Raw genomic sequence first — 19,221 nt, 5'->3', positions numbered from 1 at the left:
TTTGTTTATTTGTGCTTCAGGCTTCGTCAATGACCAACCCCAAGACCGGCGGAGACAACCGCGCGGCCAGCAACATGATCAAAAGGACATACAAAGCCACATGGCTCAGAACACATCCATGGAGGAATTCGAGGCCCTCCTGAACGAAAGTCTCGAAATGGACACGCCCGAAGAGGGCTCTGTCGTCAAAGGCAAGGTCATCGCGATCGAAGCGGGACAAGCCATCATCGACGTTGGCTACAAGATGGAAGGCCGCGTCGAGCTCAAAGAATTCGCAAATCCCGGTGAGGCCCCCGAAATCGCCGTTGGCGACGAGGTCGAGGTCTACCTGCGCGCGGCCGAAAACGCCCGTGGCGAAGCGGTCATCTCCCGCGAGATGGCGCGCCGTGAGGAAGCCTGGGACCGTCTGGAGAAAGCCTATGCCGACGACGCGCGTGTCGAAGGCGCGATCTTCGGCCGCGTCAAGGGCGGCTTCACTGTCGATCTCGGCGGCGCCGTGGCCTTCCTGCCCGGCTCCCAGGTTGACGTGCGCCCCGTGCGCGACGCGGGCCCGCTCATGGGCCTCAAGCAGCCGTTCCAGATCCTCAAGATGGACCGCCGCCGTGGCAACATCGTGGTGTCGCGCCGTGCGATCCTCGAAGAGAGCCGCGCCGAGCAGCGCGCCGAAGTCATCGCCAACCTCACCGAAGGTCAGGCCGTTGACGGCGTGGTCAAGAACATCACCGAATACGGCGCCTTCGTCGATCTCGGCGGTGTCGACGGCCTGCTGCACGTGACCGACATGGCCTGGCGCCGTGTGAACCACCCCAACGAGATCCTCTCGATCGGGGAAACGGTCAAGGTGCAGGTCATCAAGATCAACAAGGAAACCCACCGCATCAGCCTCGGCATGAAACAGCTGCAGGACGATCCGTGGGATACCGTGGTCGCCAAGTACCCGCTCGATTCGGTCCACACCGGCCGCGTCACCAACATCACCGACTACGGCGCCTTCGTGGAGCTGGAAGCCGGTGTCGAGGGTCTGGTCCACGTTTCCGAAATGTCCTGGACCAAGAAGAACGTCCACCCGGGCAAGATCGTCTCCACCTCGCAGGAAGTGGAAGTCATGGTGCTCGAGATCGACGAGGCCAAGCGCCGCGTTTCCCTCGGCCTCAAGCAGACGATGCGCAACCCGTGGGAAATCTTCGCCGAGACCCACCCCGAGGGCACTCAGGTCGAGGGCGAGGTCAAGAACATCACCGAATTCGGTCTCTTCGTCGGTCTGCCCGGCGAGATCGACGGGATGGTTCACCTCTCCGACCTCACCTGGGAAGGCCGTGGCGAGGACGTCATCGGCAGCTACGCCAAGGGCGACATCGTTCAGGCGGTGGTCTCTGAAGTGGACGTCGAGAAGGAGCGCATCTCGCTCTCCATCAAGGCGGCCCAGGGCGATCCCTTCGCCGATGCCATCGGCGGCGTGAAGCGCGGCTCGATCATCACCGTCGCGGTCACCGCGATCGAGGATGGCGGCGTCGAGGTCGAGTACGAGGGCATGAAATCCTTCATCCGTCGTTCCGATCTCAGCCGTGACCGTGCCGAGCAGCGCCCCGAGCGCTTCCAGGTCGGTGACAAGATCGACGTGCGCGTGACCAACATCGACAGCAAGACCCGCCGTTTGGGCCTGTCGATCAAGGCGCGCGAGATCGCCGAAGAGAAGGAAGCGGTCGAGCAGTACGGCTCCTCCGACTCCGGTGCATCGCTGGGCGATATCCTCGGCGCGGCGCTCAAGACCGACGACTGATCGCCATTGCGGCGTGATCCCGCGGGCAACCGCGGCACGACATAAAGAGGGCCCCGTGGGAGACCGCGGGGCCCTTTTTCGCGCTCGCCCGCGCCTGATTTCGATTCGCGCCCGCCCCGATCCCGGCCCGCCCATGGCGCAAACAGCGGCTGCGCAAGGGGCCAATCGGCGGCCTCTCGGCCCGCGCAAGGGGCGCGGATCTCCGCGCAAGCGCATGATTTGTGCGTTTTATCCAGACCTTACACTTCTCGAGCCGCCGGTTTTCTGCATATACTTGGGGAATGGCGGTACGTTGCCGGCAGATGGTGAGGGGACCGAGTGACATGATCAGATCTGAACTGATCCAGAAAATTGCCGAAGACAATCCACACCTGTATCATCGGGATGTAGAGCGTATAGTGAACACCATCTTCAACGAGATCACCGAGGCGATGGCGCGTGGCGACCGGGTCGAGCTCCGGGGCTTTGGCGCCTTTTCGGTCAAGAAGCGCGAGGCGCGCGTCGGCCGCAACCCGCGCACGGGCGAATCGGTCTCGGTGGAGGAAAAACACGTGCCGTTCTTCAAGACCGGTAAACTCCTGCGCGATCGCCTGAACGGACACGAAGACTGATGCGTTACATTCGACTGGCGAGCATCGCCATTTTCGCCCTTGCCCTGGTGACGGTCGGGCTGGCCAACCGTCAGATGGTCACGCTCAAGATGCTCCCCGAAGAGCTCTCGGGCATGGCCGTGGTGACGCCGCAGATCAATCTGCCGCTCTTCGCCGTCATCTTCTTCAGCATCCTCGTCGGCGTGCTCGTGGGCTTCGTCTGGGAGTGGTTCCGCGAATACGGCATCCGCATGGAGGCCGACCGCAAGGGCTACGAGGTCGAGAAGCTCCAGCGCGAGGTCAAGCGCCTCAAGGGCGAGACCCGCAAGGACAAGGACGAGGTCCTCGCGCTGCTCGAAGATGCGGGCTGAGGGCCGGGCCACCGACGCAATACCCATCGGCGCCACAACATGACAGCACGGGTCAAGATCTGCGGGCTGCGCGAAGCGGCGCATCTGCGCGCCGCTGCCGAGGCGGGGGCGGGCTACGGCGGATTTGTCTTCTTTCCCAAATCCCCGCGCAATATCTCCATCGCGGCGGCCCGGACGCTGGCGCAGGCGGCGCCGCCCGGGCTGGCCAAGGTTGCGCTCGTGGTCAACCCCGATGACGCGCTGCTCGATGAGCTGATGGCGCGGGTTCCGCTCGACATGATCCAGCTTCACGGCGGCGAAAGCCCCGAGCGGGTGGCCGAGGTGCGTGCGCGCACCGGGCTGCCGGTGATGAAAGCGGTCGGGCTCGCGACCGCCGAAGACCTGCGCGCGATCGCCCGTTTCGAGACCGTGGCCGATCAGATCCTCGTCGACGCCAAACCGCCCCCCGGCGCGGCCCTGCCCGGGGGCAATGCCATCGCCTTTGACTGGGAGCTTATCGCCGGACGCGACTGGTCCCGGCCCTGGATGCTCGCCGGGGGGCTCACCCCCGGCAATGTGGCCGAAGCGATCCGCCGCACGGGCGCGGTGCAGGTCGATGTCTCCTCCGGCGTCGAATCCGCGCCGGGCCTGAAGGACGAGGCCCTCATCCGCGCCTTCATCGCCGCGGCCCGGCAGGCATGATCAGCTTCCGCCCGGCGCGGCGGTCGGATGTCGCCGCCGTGGTTGCGCTCCTGCGCGATGATCACATGGGCGCCGCGCGCGAAGCGGAGGGCCTCTCCCCTTATCTCGCGGCCTTCGACCGGATGGCGCAGGAGGGCGACAACCTCCTCATCGTCGGGGAGCAGTCGGGCCGCATCGTGGCCACGTTCCAGCTCACCTTCATCACCGGCCTGTCGCTCCGCGCCGCGCGCCGGGCCCAGATCGAGAGCGTCCGCGTGGCCGCCGACCTGCGCGGGCAGGGGATCGGGGCCGCGCTCATGGCCGAGGCAGACCGCCGCGCCCGGGCCGCGGGCTGCACCCTGATGCAGTTCACCAGCAACGCCAGCCGCAAAGACGCCCACCGTTTCTATGCGCGCCACGGTTTCACCCCGAGCCATACCGGGTTCAAGAAGCCGCTGGACTGAGGTTTTGCGCTGGAAAACCCCGGCGCGCTCGCCTATCCACGGGGGCGATCCATGCACTGGGAGGCCACGGCGATGAATGACCTTTTCAACTCCTTCATGACCGGCCCCGATGAAAAGGGCCGGTTCGGCGATTTCGGCGGGCGCTTCGTCTCCGAGACGCTGATGCCGCTCATCCTCGAGCTGGAAAAGCAATACGAGCACGCCAAGACCGACCAGAGCTTCTGGGACGAAATGGAGTATCTGTGGAAGCACTATGTCGGCCGGCCCTCGCCGCTCTATTTCGCCGAGCGGCTGACCGAACGGCTGGGCGGCGCCAAGGTCTATTTCAAGCGCGACGAGCTCAACCACACCGGCGCGCACAAGATCAACAACGTGCTGGGCCAGATCATCCTCGCCCGCCGCATGGGCAAGACCCGGATCATCGCCGAGACCGGCGCGGGGCAGCACGGGGTGGCCACGGCCACGGTCTGCGCCAAGTTCGGGCTGAAATGCGTGGTCTACATGGGCGCGCATGACGTCAAGCGCCAGGCGCCCAACGTCTTCCGGATGCGGCTTCTGGGCGCCGAGGTGATCCCGGTGACCTCCGGGCGCGGGACGCTCAAGGACGCGATGAACGATGCGCTGCGCGACTGGGTGACCAATGTGCGCGACACGTTCTACTGCATCGGCACGGTGGCGGGCCCGCACCCCTATCCGGCCATGGTCCGCGATTTTCAGGCGATCATCGGCAAGGAGGTGCGCGAGCAGATCATGGAGGCCGAAGGGCGCCTGCCCGATACGCTGATCGCCGCGATCGGTGGCGGGTCCAACGCGATGGGGCTGTTCTATCCGTTCCTCGATGACAAGGACGTGGGCATCATCGGCGTTGAGGCCGGGGGCAAGGGCGTCAACGCCAAGATGGAACACTGCGCTTCGCTGACCGGCGGGCGGCCGGGCGTGTTGCATGGCAACCGGACGTACCTTTTGCAGGACGATGACGGCCAGATCCTCGAAGGCTACTCGATTTCCGCCGGGCTCGATTATCCGGGCATCGGGCCGGAGCATTCGTGGCTGCATGATACGGGCCGCGCGCAATATGTCTCGATCACCGATGCCGAGGCGCTGGAGGCGTTTACCTTGTCGTGCGAGACCGAGGGGATCATCCCCGCGCTGGAGCCCTGCCACGCGCTGGCCCATGTGACCAAGATCGCGCCGGAACTTCCGGCTGATCACTTGATCGTGATGAACATGTGCGGTCGCGGCGACAAGGACATCTACACCGTGGCGCGTCACCTCGGCTTCGACATGGGCGACACCGAGGGGCGCTGAACGCGAGGGCTCCCATGGGGACGGGCGGGGCGCGCTCCCTTGCCCCGGTGGGCCATCCGCCACCGGCCTGACCTGCTGGGCTCAAGCCGGGGCCGGCCTTGTTGAGTGATCCGGCCCGGATCACGGCGGGCGCTCCCCAAAAAACCCTGCGCGGCGAGAAACTTTCGGCAGGCCAACGGGTTATGTTTTCGATGAGAGGACATAATCGAGGGTAGAATGTCGCGACCGACCATCTCCGAACGCCAGGTTCCCCCGCTTGACGAGCGCGCGCAGAGCCTCGAAATCTCGACCTATGTGCAGGGGCGCATTGCCCAGGATCGCCGCGAAAGCGCGGCCCCTGAGCGCGGTGAAGACCCCGCCAGAGACGCGCCCAAAAGCCGCTGAAACCGGCCCCGGGGCGAAAGCGTGAGCCCCCTTTTTTTCAAGAGTTCGAACCGCTTTGAGGCAACACTGCCTAGGCAACACTACGAATAGCTCGCGGAGCGCGATTCGCGTAGACCGGTGTCATCAGTTTCGTAACGAGTTCTCTTCTATAATCCGACGGGCATCCCCATTCCTGTCGCATAGTTTTACGAGTGCACAGTGTTCCGAGTGCATGTTGCGTCCTGTCCGTCTAGGGCAGGGCGCAATTTTTTTGTCCCGGGGGCGCTGTTTGCGAAACGGACTTGTTCTGCGCCTGCAAACCCGGAATAAATCGCGCGATGAAGTCGCTTGGTGTCATTCTCGCGCTGGCCCTGGCCGGTTTGCAGCTCTTCGCTGTGACCATCGTGGTGTTTTCCTCCTATTTCACCTCCGAGCGGACCCTGCTCAATCATGCCCGGACCCAGCTTGTCGACGCGGGCCAGAACGTGATCGAGCACACCAAGAGCTTCCTTGCCCCCGCCCGCAGCGCCGCCGAGCTCTCGACCGCGCTTGCGGAGAACGAGATCGTGCGGCGCGAGCAGCGGGCGTTGCTGGAGGGGCTATTGTTCGAGCAGTTGCGCGCCGCGCCGCAATTTGCCGGGGTCTATTACGGCGACGAGGAGGGCAATTTCGTCTATGTCTCGCGCAACGGGCCGGAGCGGTTCCTGTCCAAGATCGTCCGCGCCAACGCCGAGCTGCGCACCATCCTGCTCGACCGGAACACCGAGTTCGAGCTGCTCGCCGAGCGCCCCGACCCGACCGACACCTATGATCCGCGCACCCGGCCCTGGTACCAGTCGGCCAAGGGCACGCTGCGCAGCATCTGGACCGATCCCTACATTTTCTTCACCTCGCGCTCGCCCGGCATCACCGCCGCGACGCCGGTGATCGGGTTTGACGGGGTGGTGCAGGGGGTCGCCGGGGTCGACATCGAGATCCGCGAGCTGTCGAACTTCCTCTCTCGGCTGCGCATCGGGCAGACCGGGGCGGCCTTTGTGCTCAACCGCAACGGCGATGTGATCGCCCATCCCAATCCGGCGCTCCTGACCACGGCGGGCGAGGATGGTGCGCTGGAATTCCCCTCAATCGAAGAGATCGCCGACCCGCTCGCCCGGGCGGCGTTCGGGGACCGGCTGCGCTCGGACGGGACGGTGAACGCCCGCGAGGCGCAGTATGATTTCGTCTATGGCGGCGAGCGCTACGTGTCGCAGATCATGCCCTTTGGCCTTGGTGAGATACCCTGGACGATCGTGGTCTACGCCCCCGAGAACGACTTCATCGGGACGATCAAGGACAACCGCCGGCTCAACACGTTGATCGCCATCGGGATCGCGGCGGTGACGGGGCTTCTGGGGCTCGGGCTCGCCAACCGCATCCACGCGCCGGTGCGCGCCTTTGCCGTCCGCTCCAGCCTCGTCTCGCAAGGCGAGGTCGCCCCCGATGCGCCGATGCCGCGGACCTACAAGGAGCTGGAGAACGCCAACACCACGCTGGTCAACGAGATCTCGCAACGCAAGCGCACCGAGCGGGAATACCGGCTGACCTTCGATCTCGCCTCGCGGGGGATGATCTATCTCGACGAGATGACGGGGCGGATCTTGCGGCTAAATGCGCGCTTCGCCGAGATCTTCGGGGCGGACCCTGCTGACCTGGAGGGCCGCGCGTTTCAGTCGCTGCTCGCGACGGGCGAGGAGGACGTGGTCGCGCTGTTCGCCGCCAACGCGGGCGTGCAATCGGGTGTGAGCTTCAAGGCCGAGGCGCGGCGCTGTGACGGCGCCCCGATCTGGATCAACTTCACCGGCGTCTTCATCCGCTCGGGCGATGCGTGCGAGAGCTACGTGGTTGCCACAATCGATGACGTGACGCAGGCGCGGGTCTCGGAGGAAAAGATCGACGAGCTCAACCGCGAGCTGGCCCATGTGGCGCGCCAGCAGATCATGGGCGAGCTTGCCACCGGCCTTGCCCACGAGCTCAACCAGCCGCTCACCGCGATCACCCAGACGGTCGACGCCGCGCAATACATCGTCGAAAACCGCCCCGAAGACAGCGCCGAGGTCGCCAAGCTGCTGGGCGAGATCGACCAGCAGACCCATCAGGCCGCCGACATCATCCGCGCGCTGCGCGGCTTCATCCGCAAGGAGGACAACCGCGCCACCCGGTTCTCGATCAACGAGCTTCTCGAACAGGCGCGGCGCCTTGTGCTCTCGGAGGCGCGGCGCCAATCGGCCGAGATCCTGCTGCGCCCGGGGCCGGATGTGAAGGTCTCGGCGGTGCGGGTGCAGGTGGCGCAGGTGCTGGTCAACCTGCTGCGCAACGCGGTGGAGGCGATGGCCGAGGCGGGCAGCCCCGAGCGCAAGGTCGTGGTCAGCACGCGGCTCGGCGGCGACGATCTGACCATAGAGGTGGAGGATTCCGGGCCCGGCGTGTCGCCCGATCTGCGGCTCTTTTCCCAGTTCGAGACCACCAAGGCCGAGGGCATGGGGCTGGGTCTCTCGATCAGCCGGACATTGATCGAATCGAACGGCGGGCGCATCTGGTATGACAATTCCGAGCGCGGCGCGCGGTTCAGCTTCACCTTGCCGCTCAAGCCGGAGGATCCATGACCGAGCCCGCCACAGCCACCCCTGTCGTGTTCCTCGTCGACGATGACGAAACGATCCGCGTCTCGCTCGCCCGGGCGCTGGGTCTGCGCGGCTACCGGGTCCGTGCCTTTGCCTCGGCGCAGGCGTTTCTCGACGCCTATGACGGCAAGGCGCCGGGCTGCCTCATCCTCGACTACGGGATGCCCCAGATGGACGGGCTCGCGCTGCAGCGGCGGCTGATCGAGACCGATATCCGCATCCCGATCATCTTCATCACCGGCCATGGCGGCATTCCCGAATCGGTTCAGGCGATCAAGCACGGGGCGCTGGATTTCCTCGAAAAACCCTTCAAGCAATCGGTGCTGATCGAGCGGATCGAGGCGGCGATCGAGCTTGACCGGGTGCAGCGCGTCGAACATGCCGAATCCAGCGCCGCCCGCGCGCGCTTCGATGCGCTGACCGACCGCGAGCGTGAAATCGCGCGTTTCATGGTCGCCAACCCGGGCGCCAATTCCTCCAAGGACGTTGCCCGCCATCTCGACATCAGCCCGCGCACCGTCGATCACCACCGCGCGCGCATCCTCGAAAAGATCGGGGTCAACACCGTGGCCGAGCTGGTCGGTCTGGCGATGGAAGTGGACTTCGGCAAGGACGCGTGAGTCGCGCCCTTAGCGGAACTTGTCGACGAGCTTCTGCATCGGGCTGCGGGTGTCGGGGCCCGGCGCGTTCTGCGGTTCGGGTGCTTGCGGTTCGCGTGCTTGCGGTTCGGGCGCTGGATCCGGCCGGCCCGCGCCGCGCTCGGGCAGCTTGGTCTTGGAGGAGCGGGGCGGCGCGGTGCGCAGGGCGACCGCGTTCATGAACCGGCCCCCGTCGCCCGCCGCCAGCGCCGCCGCGCCATCAGAAGCGCCCCGGATCACATCGTCGAGCCAGCCCTCGTCGGCTTTGGCGAAATCGTGCAGCACGTAAGCCGCAACCCGGTCCTTGTGGCCCGGATGCCCGATCCCGAGCCGCACCCGGCCATAGGCCTCGCCGATATGACCGTGGAGCGAGCGCAGCCCGTTGTGGCCCGCATGCCCGCCCCCCTGCTTCACCCGGACCTTGCCCGGCGCGAGGTCGAGCTCATCGTGAAACACCGTCACGTCGCCCGGCTCGAGCTTGTAGAACCGCAGCGCCTCGCCCACGGACTGGCCCGAGCGGTTCATGAAGGTCTCGGGCTTGAGGAGCAGCACCCTTTCCGAGCCCAGCCGCCCCTCGGCGATCTGTCCCTGAAACTTCGCCTTCCACGGCCCGAAGCCGTGATCCTCCGCGATCCGGTCCAACACCATGAACCCGATGTTGTGACGATTGCGCGCATATTTGGCTCCGGGATTGCCGAGCCCCACAAAAATCTGCAAACCTGCCTCCGGTCCAGCCAGTTCCAGCCAGACATAGCCCCATCGCCCGCAGTACGACAAGGAGTGCCCGATGTATCTGACGATGAACCGGTTCAAAGTCCGCCCCGAAGCCGTCGAGACCTTCGAAGAGGTCTGGCGCAGCCGCGACAGCCATCTCAAGCAAGTGCCCGGCTTCATCGCCTTCCATCTGCTCAAGGGCCCCGAGCGCGACGACCACGTGCTCTATGCCTCGCACACCACCTGGGCCGATGAGGCCAGCTTCACCGCCTGGACCACTTCCGAGGCCTTCCGCGCCGCGCATCGGGGCGCGCGCAGCTCAGGCGATCTCTATCTCGGCCCGCCCGAGCTTGAGATCTTCGGCTCGGTGATTGAGCTGAGCTGATCCGGCCCCGGCCCGCGCACCACACGCGCGGGCCGTAGATGTTGATTCGACACAGCTTTCCACCTAAGGACAGATTGGGCGGAGGCCGCGCGGGCACTGGACTCCCCGTGTGCGGAATTTCCCCTCAGGCCGCCGCCCTGCGCAGGGATTACTGCGTCCGCCGTGTGTTGAGGATTGCTGATGAGTATTGATCAAGGCCTTGCCGTTGTCCTGTTTGCCGGCCTTCTGTTCAAGGCGGCGGGCTTTCTGGTCCGGGATGAGTTGGTCTTGCGGGCGCTGGTGGTGATCGGGATGGCCTGCGACATTGCCTTTTACACGCTTCAGCCCAATCCGATCCTGCATTCGATCCTGACCAATGGGTTCCTGACGGCGATCAATCTTCTGCTGATCGTGCTGATTGTCCTTGAGCGGACGACGCTGAGCATGTCCGATCGCGAGAAGGCGCTCTTTGCCGCCTTTCCCACCCTGCGCCCGGGCCAGTTTCGCCGCGTGGTCCGCCATGCGCGCTGGCATCGGGCCGAGGCGCAGGCGCAATTGATCGATGAGGGCGCACCGGTCGAGCGGCTTTTCTACATCCAGTCGCCCCGCTTCGAGATCGAGAAACAGGGCCAGCGCTATTCGGCCGAAGGGCCGGCCTTTGCCGGCGAACTGGTGTTCCTCAAGGGCGGGCTGTCCTCGGCCTCGGTCTGGGTCCCGGCAGGGAGCGACTACATCAGCTTCGACAGCGCCGCCCTGCACCGGACGATGGCGCGCTCGGTTCCTCTGAGCAACGCGATGATCGCGCTCTTCGGCGAGGATCTCGCGCGCAAGGTCGCCAATTCGGTGCCGCTGCCCTGCCCGCCGCCGCAGGATCCGCCGCCCACCTCGCCGAGCCCCGCTCCCGAATTCGAACAGGCGGGCTAGGTTTGCCGCCCCTCGGCCCGGAGCGCCGGTCGTGGCGGGCCTTGCGGGGCGGCGTCTCGGTCGCCCGGCTGACAGCGGCGCTCGGGGCCGCGCTGACCCTCGCCGCGGTGCTCCTCTGCGGGGCGGGCTGGCCGCTGGCGGATCGCGCGCGCGAGGCGGTCTTCGACAGCTACCAACGCGCCGCGCCCCGGCCCTATGACCCCGGCGCCCCGGTGCATGTCATCGACATCGACGACCGCGCCCTCGCGCTCTATGGCCAATGGCCCTGGCCCCGGACATATCTCGCGGCGCTTGCGGACAAGCTCTTTGCCCATGGCGCGGTCGCGGTCGGCTTCGACATGCTCTTTGCCGAGCCCGACCGGACCGGCCGCGTGGAACGCCCCGGCCCGGATCTCTCCCCCGCCGCGCCTCTGCCCCTGCCGAGCCCGCCGCCGCCGGACAATGACGCGCGCCTTGCCCGCGCCATCGCCGCGGGTCCGAGCGTGCTCGGGCTGGCCGGATCGTCAGGGCCGGTCGAGGCGGGTGCGCCCCCGCGGCCCAAGGCCGGAATTGCGGTGACGGGTGAGACAGCCGGCGCCGCGCTCACGCGCTTTCCCGCCGCCCTGCCGCTGTTGCCGGCGCTTGGCGAGGCCGCGTCCGGGATCGGTCTGATCAGCCTCGGGGCAGGCGGAGACGACACCCTGCGCGCCGTGCCCATGGTCGCGGATCTGGGCGGTGTGCTTGTCCCGGCGTTCTCGGCGGAGCTTTTGCGCGTGGCGCAGGGCGCCGGCGGCTATGTGCTGCGCACCAGCGAGGCCTCCGGCGAAGGTGCGGGCGGTGCGGCGGTCGCGGCGGTGGCGCTGCGGGTCGGGGCGGCCGAGATCCCGCTTTTGCCCGATGGGCAGCTCCGTCTCTACCTCGCCGGCCACCGCGATGCGCGCCTCACCTCAGCTGCCGATCTGCTGCAAGCGCCCGCGCCCGACGCCGCCATCACCCCGCGCCTTGAGGGCCGGATCGTGCTGGTGGGGGCCTCGGCGACGGGCCTTGGCGATCTGCGCAGCACCGCGCTCGGCGCCCGCGTTCCCGGCGTGATCGTCCATGCGGAGATCATCGAACAAATCGCCGCCGGAGCGTTCCTGCGCCGTCCCGACTGGGCGCGCGGGGCCGAGGTCGCGGCGATCCTGCTCGCGGGTCTTCTGGTCACGCTCGCGCTCGTGGCTGGCCGGCCGCTCCTTGCCCTCGGGCTCCTGCTCGGCACCGCCGGCGCCGCCATCGGCGGGAGCCTCTGGGCCTTCGCCGGCGCGCGGCTCCTGCTCGATCCGCTGTTTCCCGCGCTCACCGCCGTCGCGATCTTCCTGCCCGGCGCGGCGCTCGGCTTCGCCGCCAAGGATCGCGCCCGGCGCCGGGTGCGCGCGCGCTTTGCCTATTTCCTGCCGCCGGGCCTTGTGGACCAGATCGCCGAAGACCCGGAGGCCAGCCTGACGCCGCAGGGCGCGGAGCGCGAGCTGACCGTGCTCTTTGTCGATATTCGCGGCTTTTCGGCCCTCACCGAAGCCATGCCGCCCGCCGATGTGTTGCGCCTTGTGAACACCTATCTCTCGGCGGTGAGCGATGCGCTTGTCGCCACCGGCGCGACCATCGACAAGTTCATGGGCGACGCGGTCATGGCCTTCTGGAACGCGCCGCTGCCGCAGCCCGATCACCGCGCCCGCGCGCTCGGGGCGATTGGCGCGCTGGAGGATGCCCTGGCCCGGATCAACGACACGCTCATGGCCCAGGGCCTGCCCGCGCTCGACATCGCCATCGGGGTCAACACCGGGCCCGCCTCCGTCGGGCTCATGGGCTCGCGCGACCGGCTCTCCTATACCTGCGTCGGCGACAGCGTGACGCTCGCAGCACGGCTCGAAGGGCTCACCCGGCTGTACGGCACGCGCTCTTGCGTCGGCCCCGAGAGCCTCGCCGGGATGCCCGATACACTGATCGCGGTGGAGCTTGACCGGATCGCGGTGAAGGGGCGGAGCGCGGCGCAGCCGGTCCATGCGGTGCTGCGTAGAAGCCCCGAGGCCGAACGGCTGGCGCAGGCGGTGGCCGAGGCCCGCGCGGCCTATGTCGCGCGCGACTGGGATGGGGCGGAGGCCGCGTGGCGCGGGCTCTCGGCCGAGGCGTTGGAGGGCCGGCCGCTCGCGCCCCTCGCGGCAGAGTACCTCGCCCGGATCGCGCGCCACCGCGCGGCCCCGCCCCCCGCCGATTGGGATGGCAGCAACCGCGCGCAGGCCAAACGCTAACCGCCCATTTCGGCGAGGCAATCCGAGAGATTTCCGCCGAAGAACTCGTCCACAAAGTCGGGAGTACAGGTGTTGGTGTAGCCCTCCGACGGCCCGTCCTCGGGGCCGTCCATCGCCCCCGCACCGGCACCATTGGGCAGCAGGACCTCAAGCTCCCGGCGCAGAATGCCCTCGTCGAACGCATCCAGATCGTAGCGCTCGCCCTTGCTGGACAGCGGCGCGCCGCCTGGAGGGGCGAGCCCCGCGATGCCCGTGCCCGTCGCCGCTCCGGCCGGGGGGGCTGCGCCGACCACCGGCGCGCCGTCGATCCGCGCCAACGCCCGGGCCAGCGCCGTCGGGCTGACCGTGCCGCGATAGCCGGTCTCGTCGAGCACCCCGCCGCGCCGGTTGGTGCAATGCGCGGGCGCTGCGGCCGGGGTGAGGCATAGCTGGTCGCCGGCGATGAAGATCGCGGTGCTGCGCCCGTCCTCGATGAAGACCAGCGCCGAGCTGCCGCGGATGCCGATGGTGGCGGTGGGCGTGGTGATTTCGGCCGGTTGCGCCCGCGTGGCCTTGCCGCCGATGAAGCGCAGCGCGCCGCGCGCGAGCGTCAGCCCCACCGCGCCGCTGCCGCGCGCGGGATCATAGACGAACCGGTCGAGCACGATCTCGGTCGAGGGCGCGATGCTCAGCGTTGTCTCGTCGCGAAAGAGCAGCTGGCCGCGCCCGGTTGCGGAGGTTGTGATCGTCTCGTCGGCCACGACCCCGGCACCGGGAGAGAGCGCGCGCGCCGTGGCCCCGGGGGGCGCCCCGCGCAGGCTCGGGGTCTGGGAGGCGACCTTGCCGATGTCCTGCGCCGCGAGGGGGCTGGCGAGACAGAGCGCGAGGCCGAGGGACCGGGTCAGGCGGGTGAGGCATTGGGCGATCATCAGAACGTCCTCCCGATCAGCAGGCCGAAGACCGGCGTTATGTCGTCATGAGCGGAAAGGCTGGAGTCGCGCTCCACGCGCCGCGCGCTGGCCTCCACGAAGAGATCGCCCCGGAGCGGGGTCCGGACCGAGAGGCCGGCGGCGCTGAGGCGATCCTCGCGCCCGCCCGGTGTTTCGAAATAGTCGATCTGGTCGAGCTGCACAAAACCGGTGAGCCGGACCGGGCGCGCGCCGGGCCCGGATCCCAGCGAGAGGCTGTGGTCGAGCGCGGCGCGGGCGCCGGTGGTCAAGCGGCTGCTCGCGGCGTCGTCCCGCTCCGCGTGGCTGCGGCGGAGGGTGAGGCGCAGGGCCGTGCGGGCGGTCGGGCGGAACGTGATCCCGGCCAGAGCCGACCAGCTTCGCGCGTCATCCTCGCCGGCGACGCGGCCGATGTTGAGATCGGCGAAACTCGTGAGCCGCGCGCTGTGGGCGTTCATGTAGAGCAGGCCGAGGCGCAGGGCGGTCTCGTCCTCGCCATCGCCGTCGCGGCTGAAATCCGCCGCCACGTAGGGCCGGAGCTTCGCGCCATAGGCCAGACCGTCGAGGCTCAGGACCGGGCCCGTGCGCAGCGCCAGCACCGCGCCACCGGATGCAGTGTCCGCGCCCGAACGTGTGGCGCGGGCGAGCAGGTCGGTCTGCCAGTGGTTGGCGTTGGCGCCACCGAGATCGCGCAGCCAGCGCAGGTCGAGCTGGAGCGCGCCGCCGATGCCGTCCTCGCCGCCCACCGCCGAGACCCCGAGCCCGACGCTTCCGGAGAGCTGATCGCGCGCGCCGCGCCGGGCGATCCGGGCGAGGTAGTCGTCGATCTCGGCCTGCGCTGCCGCGCTCTGGCCGGGGGCTGCGCGGACGATGCGGAAGTGATGCGCGGCGATCTCGTTGCTGCCGAGAGCGAAATAGGCGACGGCGAGCTCGGTGCGCGCGGCCACGTGGGCGGGCGCGATGTCGAGCAGACGCTCAAGCGTCGCCACGGCCGGTTCGATATCGCGCATCGCGATTGCCGCGCGGGCATAGCGCATCATCGCGGCCGGATCCCCGGGGGCGGCATAGACCGCCTGAAACGCCGCCTCGCGCTCCGCGTCGAGATCCGCCAAATCCGCCTGCGCCGCGCCCCCGACACATAGGAAAACCCCCAGGGCCGTCGCTTGCGCCGCCCGCAAAAAATCTCTCATTTCAAAATTCCAAACACCGTTAACCAAAGGTAAACGGACCTTAGGCCGCGCCCTGCCGCGCTGTTAAGCAAAAACTGCGCGCGCCCCCCGGAAGGTCGGGAAAACCCGACCCTGGGGGCCCCGATACGGCGCGAGAGCGGCTCAGCCCTTGGGCGTCCGGGTGCGCGCGCCCGGTTTGGTGGTGGCTTTGCCGGTGCTGCGGGTCGCGGCTTTTGCGCGGGTCAGCTTGGTTTGGGTGGGCGCGCGCGTGGAGGCCTTCGTGGCGGTTTTGGTGGCTGCCTTTGTCGCGGTCTTGGCCTTTGTGGTGGCTTTTGCCTTGGTCGTGGTCTTGCCGGTCGTTTTCCCGGAGCTCGCCTTTCCGGGCGCGATCCTGGTCAGGTCGATGCGCGCCTGTTTGAGCTCGGCCAGTGCGCTCTGTTCGGATTTGATCGCCGCATCATACCGCGCCAGTGCCGTGGCCTTCTCCGTCTCCAGCGTCTTGATCCGCGCGGCGATGCGCGCTTCCTGCTGGTCGTTTACGGCGCCGAGGCGGGCCTGAAGCGTCTTGGCGGTCGGGACCTCCTTGAACCGGGCATCGAGCCCGTCGAGGATCTTGGTCCGGTCTCGGATAAGTTTGGTCACGCTCATGGCGGCATTCCTTTCGGGTCTCAGATCTGACGGTTGAAATCGGCCTCGTTGACCGGGAAATTCGGGTCCTGGGCGAAGCCTGCGCTGGTGATGTTGCCGACCATTGTGCCGGTCATGTTGCGCATGTTGATCGAGGGGATGAAGCGCTCCTGCGCCTTGACCTGATTGCCCATGACGACCCCGGCCGAGCCGGTGAGGATCACGGTCGCGTCACTGTCCGCCGCGTCCCCGGGCCCGGCGTGGAGGCAGTAGTTGTGGTTGAAGAACACCCGCTCGAAGCGCAGCCGGATCGTGTCGTTGAGGTCGGTCTGGCGCAGTTCCACGAGCGCCGACTGGCCCTTGCCGATGAACTTGTTGTTGGTGATCTGGCAGGGGAAGCCGAAGGCGAGCCGCCGGTCCGAGACCGGGATCGAGATCTCCAGAAGGCCCTGAAGCTGGAGCGCGCGGTCCTCGCGCCCGTCGGGCAGATCGGCGATGTTGGAATAGGTCACGGTGTTGGCGTCGATCCGGCTCTCGAGGATCAGCGCGCCGCGGATGCCCGCGACCGCACTGCCGTTGGGCGCGCCGTCCAGCGGCAGGCCGGTGTTGAGGATCTCGTTGCCCTCCACCTCCCAATCGCCGAGCACCATGATCCCGCCGATGGCGCAGGCCGCGCCGCCGCTCCAGCCGACATTGCCGAACCGGTTGCCGCTCAGCTTGGTCTGCGCCACCGTCAGCAGGGTGAGCGCGCCGAACATGGCGATGTTGGTGAGGGCGTTTTGCGCGATGGTGGGCTGGGTCTCGGTCGCGGCGACGATGCCGAAGGCGCAATCGGTGATCGTGTTGCCCGCGCAATGCAGCAGCCGCCCGCCGGTGGCGAAGATGCCGCCCCAGGCCTCGCGGATCGAGTTGTCGGTCACGCGCGGGCGTGTCGCGCCGTCGAGCATGATCCCGGGCAGGATGGTGCGCCCCGGGCTCGCGTCGATCTCGTTGCCGGAAATCTGGATGTCGGTCACCTCGCGCGCGACGATCCCCGCCGTCACATCGCGAAGGCTGTTGCCGGTCACGGTAATCTGGCGGGTGAGGTGGGGCGTGTCCTCTTCGGGGCCGATGAAGATGCCTGTGTTCTCGCCGTCGTCGTCGGCGTTGAGGTCCACCTCGATGAGGTTGCGTGTGATCTTGCCGCCGGTGCCGCTGTAGCGGATCGCGACGCGCGCGCCCCCGGCGAGGTAGAGGCGGTTGGCGTCGATCACCGTGTCGCCCGCGCCGCTGTCGATGCCGAAGAAGCGCGCCGCCCCGTCGCCGGTGACCGGTTGCAGGGCCATGCTGATCTCGTTGCCGCTGACCGTGCTGCCTGCCGCGAGAGAGCCGCGGTTCGCGCCGGTGGGATCGTCGTTGACGCTGATCCCGGTGAGCGCGCCGGCGATGCGGTTCTGGCGCAGGTGGACGGGGCCGGTCGCGCCGCGCGCGGTGATGCCGAACTGGCCGGGGATCTGGGGCCCGCCGAGGGTCATCGCGTTGCCCTCGACCGTGATTTCATCGCAGCGCGAGAGCATCGCCACGCCGATCGCCACCCCGGCGAAGCGGCTGTCCAGCAACGCGACCTCGCTGCACCCTGAGAGCAGAACGCCCACCGAGCCCGCCTCGTCCGGCGCGCGCAGCACGCAGCCGGTGAGCCGCACGCCGGCGCAAAGCTGCATCTCCACGAGGCCGCTTCCGGTAGTGTTCGCGCCGTCTTCGGGGCGATGCTCGAAGGCGATCTTGTCGATGTCGATGCCGACCGCCCCGGTCAGGCGCAGAACCGTCCCACCGCCCAGGCGCCGCACCGTGACGCCCCGGCTCTCGCCGCGCAGCACGATGTTGGGCGTCTCGATCCGGAGGGCCTCGCGGATCTCGTGCAGCCCCGGCTTGAGGCAGACGCAGCCGCCGAAATCATCCGGCAGGCTGTCGATCGCGGCCTGGATATCCTCGCCCGGCGAGACCACGACCGTGCAGCAGCAGGCGCCGCCAAGGTCGATCGGATCGCGGCAATCGGAGAGGACCGGGCCGAGCCATTCGCCGTCGTCCGCCTCGACGAGCGCGAGGCGGCAGCGGTGGTGATGCGTGTCCTGCGGCGGGGCGGCGTCGAGCGCTTCGACGGAGTTGTCCGCATAGCGCGCAACGAAGGTCCAGCAGTCGTTGATCCGCGGGGCCTCGCCGGTGGGCGCGATGTCGAGCGCCGCCTCGACCCCGTCTTCGAGCGCGATGAAGGTCCCGTCGGCGGGCGCGGGGATGAGCCCGCTGGCGCCCGGCGCATCGAGATCGACGATGAGCGCGCCGTCATGGTCGCGGATCTGGCCGCTCTGGTCCCAGCGGCGCAGGATCGGCTGGAGGCTTGCGTCCACGTCCGGCCCGGCGCCGTCGAGGCGGAGCGCGCCGGCGGGCAAAGGGTCTTCCAGTGTGATCGTGTTGGCGGGATCGTCCACCGAGAGCACCCGCGCCATCGTCCCGGGTTGCTCGGCGAGGACCCGCGCCTCGTCGGTGATCTCGACCCAATCGCCCGGGTTGAAGCGCAGGAAATCATCCTTCGCGACCTCGACCACTTCGAGCACATCCCCCTGTGGCTGGCTCAGGATCCGCGTCGCGATGACCCCGTGGCTGCGGGAGAATTTCATCAGCGGTGTGCCGTCCTCGTCGAAATCGTGCAGGCAGTAGAGATAGCTGCGGTTGTCGATCCCGCGGAAGGCCGCGCCGGGGGGCAGCAGGCACGGATCGCTCGCGGCCTGAGCCGGGTCCGCGCGGGTGGTGAGCCGCGCGCCGGAGGGGGCGATCAGCTCGGGCCAGCCGGGGATATCGTCATCGGGCGTCGCGCAATCGACGCCCTCGGGCAGGGGGCCGAAGCTCTTGACCTGCCAGACCGTCTGGCGCCGGGCGAAGGTGTCGACCGGGATCGCCGGATCGAGGATCGTCGCATCCTGAAGCGCGGTCACGTCGCGCTGCCAGACGTCGAGATAGATCAGGTGCCGCCCGCCCTCGGGCGCGTCCGGCGCCGCGCCGGGCCGGTAGGGCTGGGCGTCGAAGGCCACCGGCCCGTCGCGACGCGCCTCGGAGAGCACCGGATCGAAGATCCGCGCCTCCGCGCCGAAGAACTCCGCCACATGCCCATCGACGTAGTACCGCCCCGGTCCGACGAAGAGCGCCCCGCCCGCGACGGTGATCTCGAAGGAGGTCGGCCAGGCGGCGGGATAGCCGCAGCGCCCGATGAGGTCGGTCATCAGCGCGCGCAGGCGCCGGTCGACCAGGGTGCGATCCTCGTTGACCGGCGCATCGGTCGCCACGCGGCCCTGCATCGTGGTGGTCCAGGCGGTGTTGCGCGCTGGATCAAAGGTTTTCCGGCTGATGTCGATGGTCATCTGTCCC

17 protein-coding genes are annotated in these 19,221 nt (G+C 68.1%); 12 read left to right on the top strand and 5 right to left on the bottom strand.

All coding sequences use genetic code 11. The features are described 5' to 3' along the window. The first annotated feature begins 1 nt into the window (after position 1). From rpsA to BM353_RS08165, 9 genes are all read left to right on the top strand, one after another. Positions 2–1,780 (top strand): 30S ribosomal protein S1, encoded by a 1,779-nt coding sequence (gene rpsA / locus BM353_RS08200; protein ID WP_281248112.1) that lies wholly within the window; start codon positions 2–4, stop codon positions 1,778–1,780. A 323-nt stretch (positions 1,781–2,103) separates the two neighbouring features. After that, positions 2,104–2,391 (top strand): integration host factor subunit beta, encoded by a 288-nt coding sequence (gene ihfB / locus BM353_RS08195; protein WP_092079130.1) that lies wholly within the window; start codon positions 2,104–2,106, stop codon positions 2,389–2,391. After that, positions 2,391–2,741, top strand: coding sequence for a LapA family protein (locus BM353_RS08190; protein ID WP_092079127.1), 351 nt, complete (start codon positions 2,391–2,393; stop codon positions 2,739–2,741). Before ihfB ends, BM353_RS08190 begins: the two co-directional genes overlap by 1 nt. Before the next feature lie 39 nt (positions 2,742–2,780). Further along, positions 2,781–3,422, top strand: a complete 642-nt coding sequence (locus BM353_RS08185) for a phosphoribosylanthranilate isomerase (RefSeq protein WP_092079124.1) — start codon at positions 2,781–2,783, stop codon at positions 3,420–3,422. Continuing rightward, entirely contained in the window at positions 3,419–3,865 is a 447-nt protein-coding gene (locus tag BM353_RS08180) for a GNAT family N-acetyltransferase (protein ID WP_092079121.1), read from the top strand. Before BM353_RS08185 ends, BM353_RS08180 begins: the two co-directional genes overlap by 4 nt. 72 nt (positions 3,866–3,937) lie before the next feature. After that, positions 3,938–5,173: a tryptophan synthase subunit beta gene (gene trpB, locus BM353_RS08175; protein ID WP_092079250.1), complete on the top strand. Its 1,236-nt coding sequence runs from the start codon at positions 3,938–3,940 to the stop codon at positions 5,171–5,173. A 216-nt stretch (positions 5,174–5,389) separates the two neighbouring features. Beyond that, positions 5,390–5,557 (top strand): hypothetical protein, encoded by a 168-nt coding sequence (locus BM353_RS16900; protein WP_177220496.1) that lies wholly within the window; start codon positions 5,390–5,392, stop codon positions 5,555–5,557. Positions 5,558–5,874: 317 nt separating this feature from the next. Beyond that, positions 5,875–8,178: a cache domain-containing protein gene (locus BM353_RS08170; RefSeq protein WP_245759603.1), complete on the top strand. Its 2,304-nt coding sequence runs from the start codon at positions 5,875–5,877 to the stop codon at positions 8,176–8,178. After that, the gene (locus BM353_RS08165) at positions 8,175–8,816 is read left to right on the top strand and encodes a response regulator transcription factor (RefSeq protein WP_092079118.1); all 642 of its coding nucleotides are present in this window, start codon (positions 8,175–8,177) and stop codon (positions 8,814–8,816) included. Before BM353_RS08170 ends, BM353_RS08165 begins: the two co-directional genes overlap by 4 nt. A 9-nt stretch (positions 8,817–8,825) precedes the next feature. Here the strand turns inward: BM353_RS08165 and pth are convergent, their stop codons facing one another. Then, positions 8,826–9,551, bottom strand: a complete 726-nt coding sequence (gene pth, locus BM353_RS08160) for an aminoacyl-tRNA hydrolase (protein WP_092079115.1) — start codon at positions 9,549–9,551, stop codon at positions 8,826–8,828. 70 nt (positions 9,552–9,621) lie between these two features. Here pth and hmuQ point away from each other — a divergent pair, with 70 nt between their 5' ends. The 3 genes from hmuQ (at position 9,622) to BM353_RS08145 (ending at position 13,100) form a co-directional block, all read left to right on the top strand. Continuing rightward, a complete protein-coding gene (gene hmuQ / locus BM353_RS08155; protein ID WP_092079113.1) occupies positions 9,622–9,933 on the top strand; it encodes a heme-degrading protein HmuQ in 312 nt (103 codons plus the stop codon). Between the two features lie 180 nt (positions 9,934–10,113). Continuing rightward, a complete protein-coding gene (locus BM353_RS08150) occupies positions 10,114–10,836 on the top strand; it encodes a cyclic nucleotide-binding domain-containing protein (protein WP_092079110.1) in 723 nt (240 codons plus the stop codon). 2 nt (positions 10,837–10,838) lie between these two features. Then, complete coding sequence (locus BM353_RS08145) at positions 10,839–13,100, top strand: CHASE2 domain-containing protein (protein WP_092079107.1); 2,262 nt, start codon at positions 10,839–10,841, stop codon at positions 13,098–13,100. On the opposite strand, the gene BM353_RS08140 is transcribed toward BM353_RS08145, so the two are convergent. The 4 genes from BM353_RS08140 to BM353_RS08125 all read right to left on the bottom strand — a co-directional run bounded on the left by BM353_RS08140 (position 13,097) and on the right by BM353_RS08125 (position 19,214). Further along, complete coding sequence (locus tag BM353_RS08140; protein ID WP_092079105.1) at positions 13,097–14,008, bottom strand: FecR family protein; 912 nt, start codon at positions 14,006–14,008, stop codon at positions 13,097–13,099. The genes BM353_RS08145 and BM353_RS08140 overlap by 4 nt on opposite strands. Then, positions 14,008–15,216, bottom strand: a complete 1,209-nt coding sequence (locus BM353_RS08135; protein ID WP_092079102.1) for a porin family protein — start codon at positions 15,214–15,216, stop codon at positions 14,008–14,010. The genes BM353_RS08140 and BM353_RS08135 overlap by 1 nt, the downstream gene beginning before the upstream one ends. A gap of 141 nt (positions 15,217–15,357) precedes the next feature. Next, positions 15,358–15,843 (bottom strand): hypothetical protein, encoded by a 486-nt coding sequence (locus BM353_RS08130; RefSeq protein ID WP_092079099.1) that lies wholly within the window; start codon positions 15,841–15,843, stop codon positions 15,358–15,360. 20 nt (positions 15,844–15,863) lie between these two features. Further along, positions 15,864–19,214 (bottom strand): DUF6519 domain-containing protein, encoded by a 3,351-nt coding sequence (locus tag BM353_RS08125; protein ID WP_092079096.1) that lies wholly within the window; start codon positions 19,212–19,214, stop codon positions 15,864–15,866. Positions 19,215–19,221 lie beyond the last annotated feature (7 nt).

It is taken from the genome of Poseidonocella sedimentorum, from assembly GCF_900116005.1.
In the GTDB taxonomy this organism is placed as follows: Bacteria; Pseudomonadota; Alphaproteobacteria; order Rhodobacterales; family Rhodobacteraceae; genus Poseidonocella; species Poseidonocella sedimentorum.
Note: the sequence above shows the minus strand (reverse complement) of the source record. Positions and strands in the feature narration are given on the sequence as shown.

Coding starts and splice junctions, on each gene's coding strand:
- ihfB (WP_092079130.1), top strand. CDS start 2,104: ATGATCAGATCTGAACTGATCCAGAAAATTGCCGAAGACAATCCACAC.
- BM353_RS08190 (WP_092079127.1), top strand. CDS start 2,391: ATGCGTTACATTCGACTGGCGAGCATCGCCATTTTCGCCCTTGCCCTG.
- BM353_RS08185 (WP_092079124.1), top strand. CDS start 2,781: ATGACAGCACGGGTCAAGATCTGCGGGCTGCGCGAAGCGGCGCATCTG.
- BM353_RS08180 (WP_092079121.1), top strand. CDS start 3,419: ATGATCAGCTTCCGCCCGGCGCGGCGGTCGGATGTCGCCGCCGTGGTT.
- trpB (WP_092079250.1), top strand. CDS start 3,938: ATGAATGACCTTTTCAACTCCTTCATGACCGGCCCCGATGAAAAGGGC.
- BM353_RS16900 (WP_177220496.1), top strand. CDS start 5,390: ATGTCGCGACCGACCATCTCCGAACGCCAGGTTCCCCCGCTTGACGAG.
- BM353_RS08170 (WP_245759603.1), top strand. CDS start 5,875: ATGAAGTCGCTTGGTGTCATTCTCGCGCTGGCCCTGGCCGGTTTGCAG.
- BM353_RS08165 (WP_092079118.1), top strand. CDS start 8,175: ATGACCGAGCCCGCCACAGCCACCCCTGTCGTGTTCCTCGTCGACGAT.
- hmuQ (WP_092079113.1), top strand. CDS start 9,622: ATGTATCTGACGATGAACCGGTTCAAAGTCCGCCCCGAAGCCGTCGAG.
- BM353_RS08150 (WP_092079110.1), top strand. CDS start 10,114: ATGAGTATTGATCAAGGCCTTGCCGTTGTCCTGTTTGCCGGCCTTCTG.
- BM353_RS08140 (WP_092079105.1), bottom strand. CDS start 14,008: ATGATCGCCCAATGCCTCACCCGCCTGACCCGGTCCCTCGGCCTCGCG.
- BM353_RS08135 (WP_092079102.1), bottom strand. CDS start 15,216: ATGAGAGATTTTTTGCGGGCGGCGCAAGCGACGGCCCTGGGGGTTTTC.
- BM353_RS08130 (WP_092079099.1), bottom strand. CDS start 15,843: ATGAGCGTGACCAAACTTATCCGAGACCGGACCAAGATCCTCGACGGG.
- BM353_RS08125 (WP_092079096.1), bottom strand. CDS start 19,214: ATGACCATCGACATCAGCCGGAAAACCTTTGATCCAGCGCGCAACACC.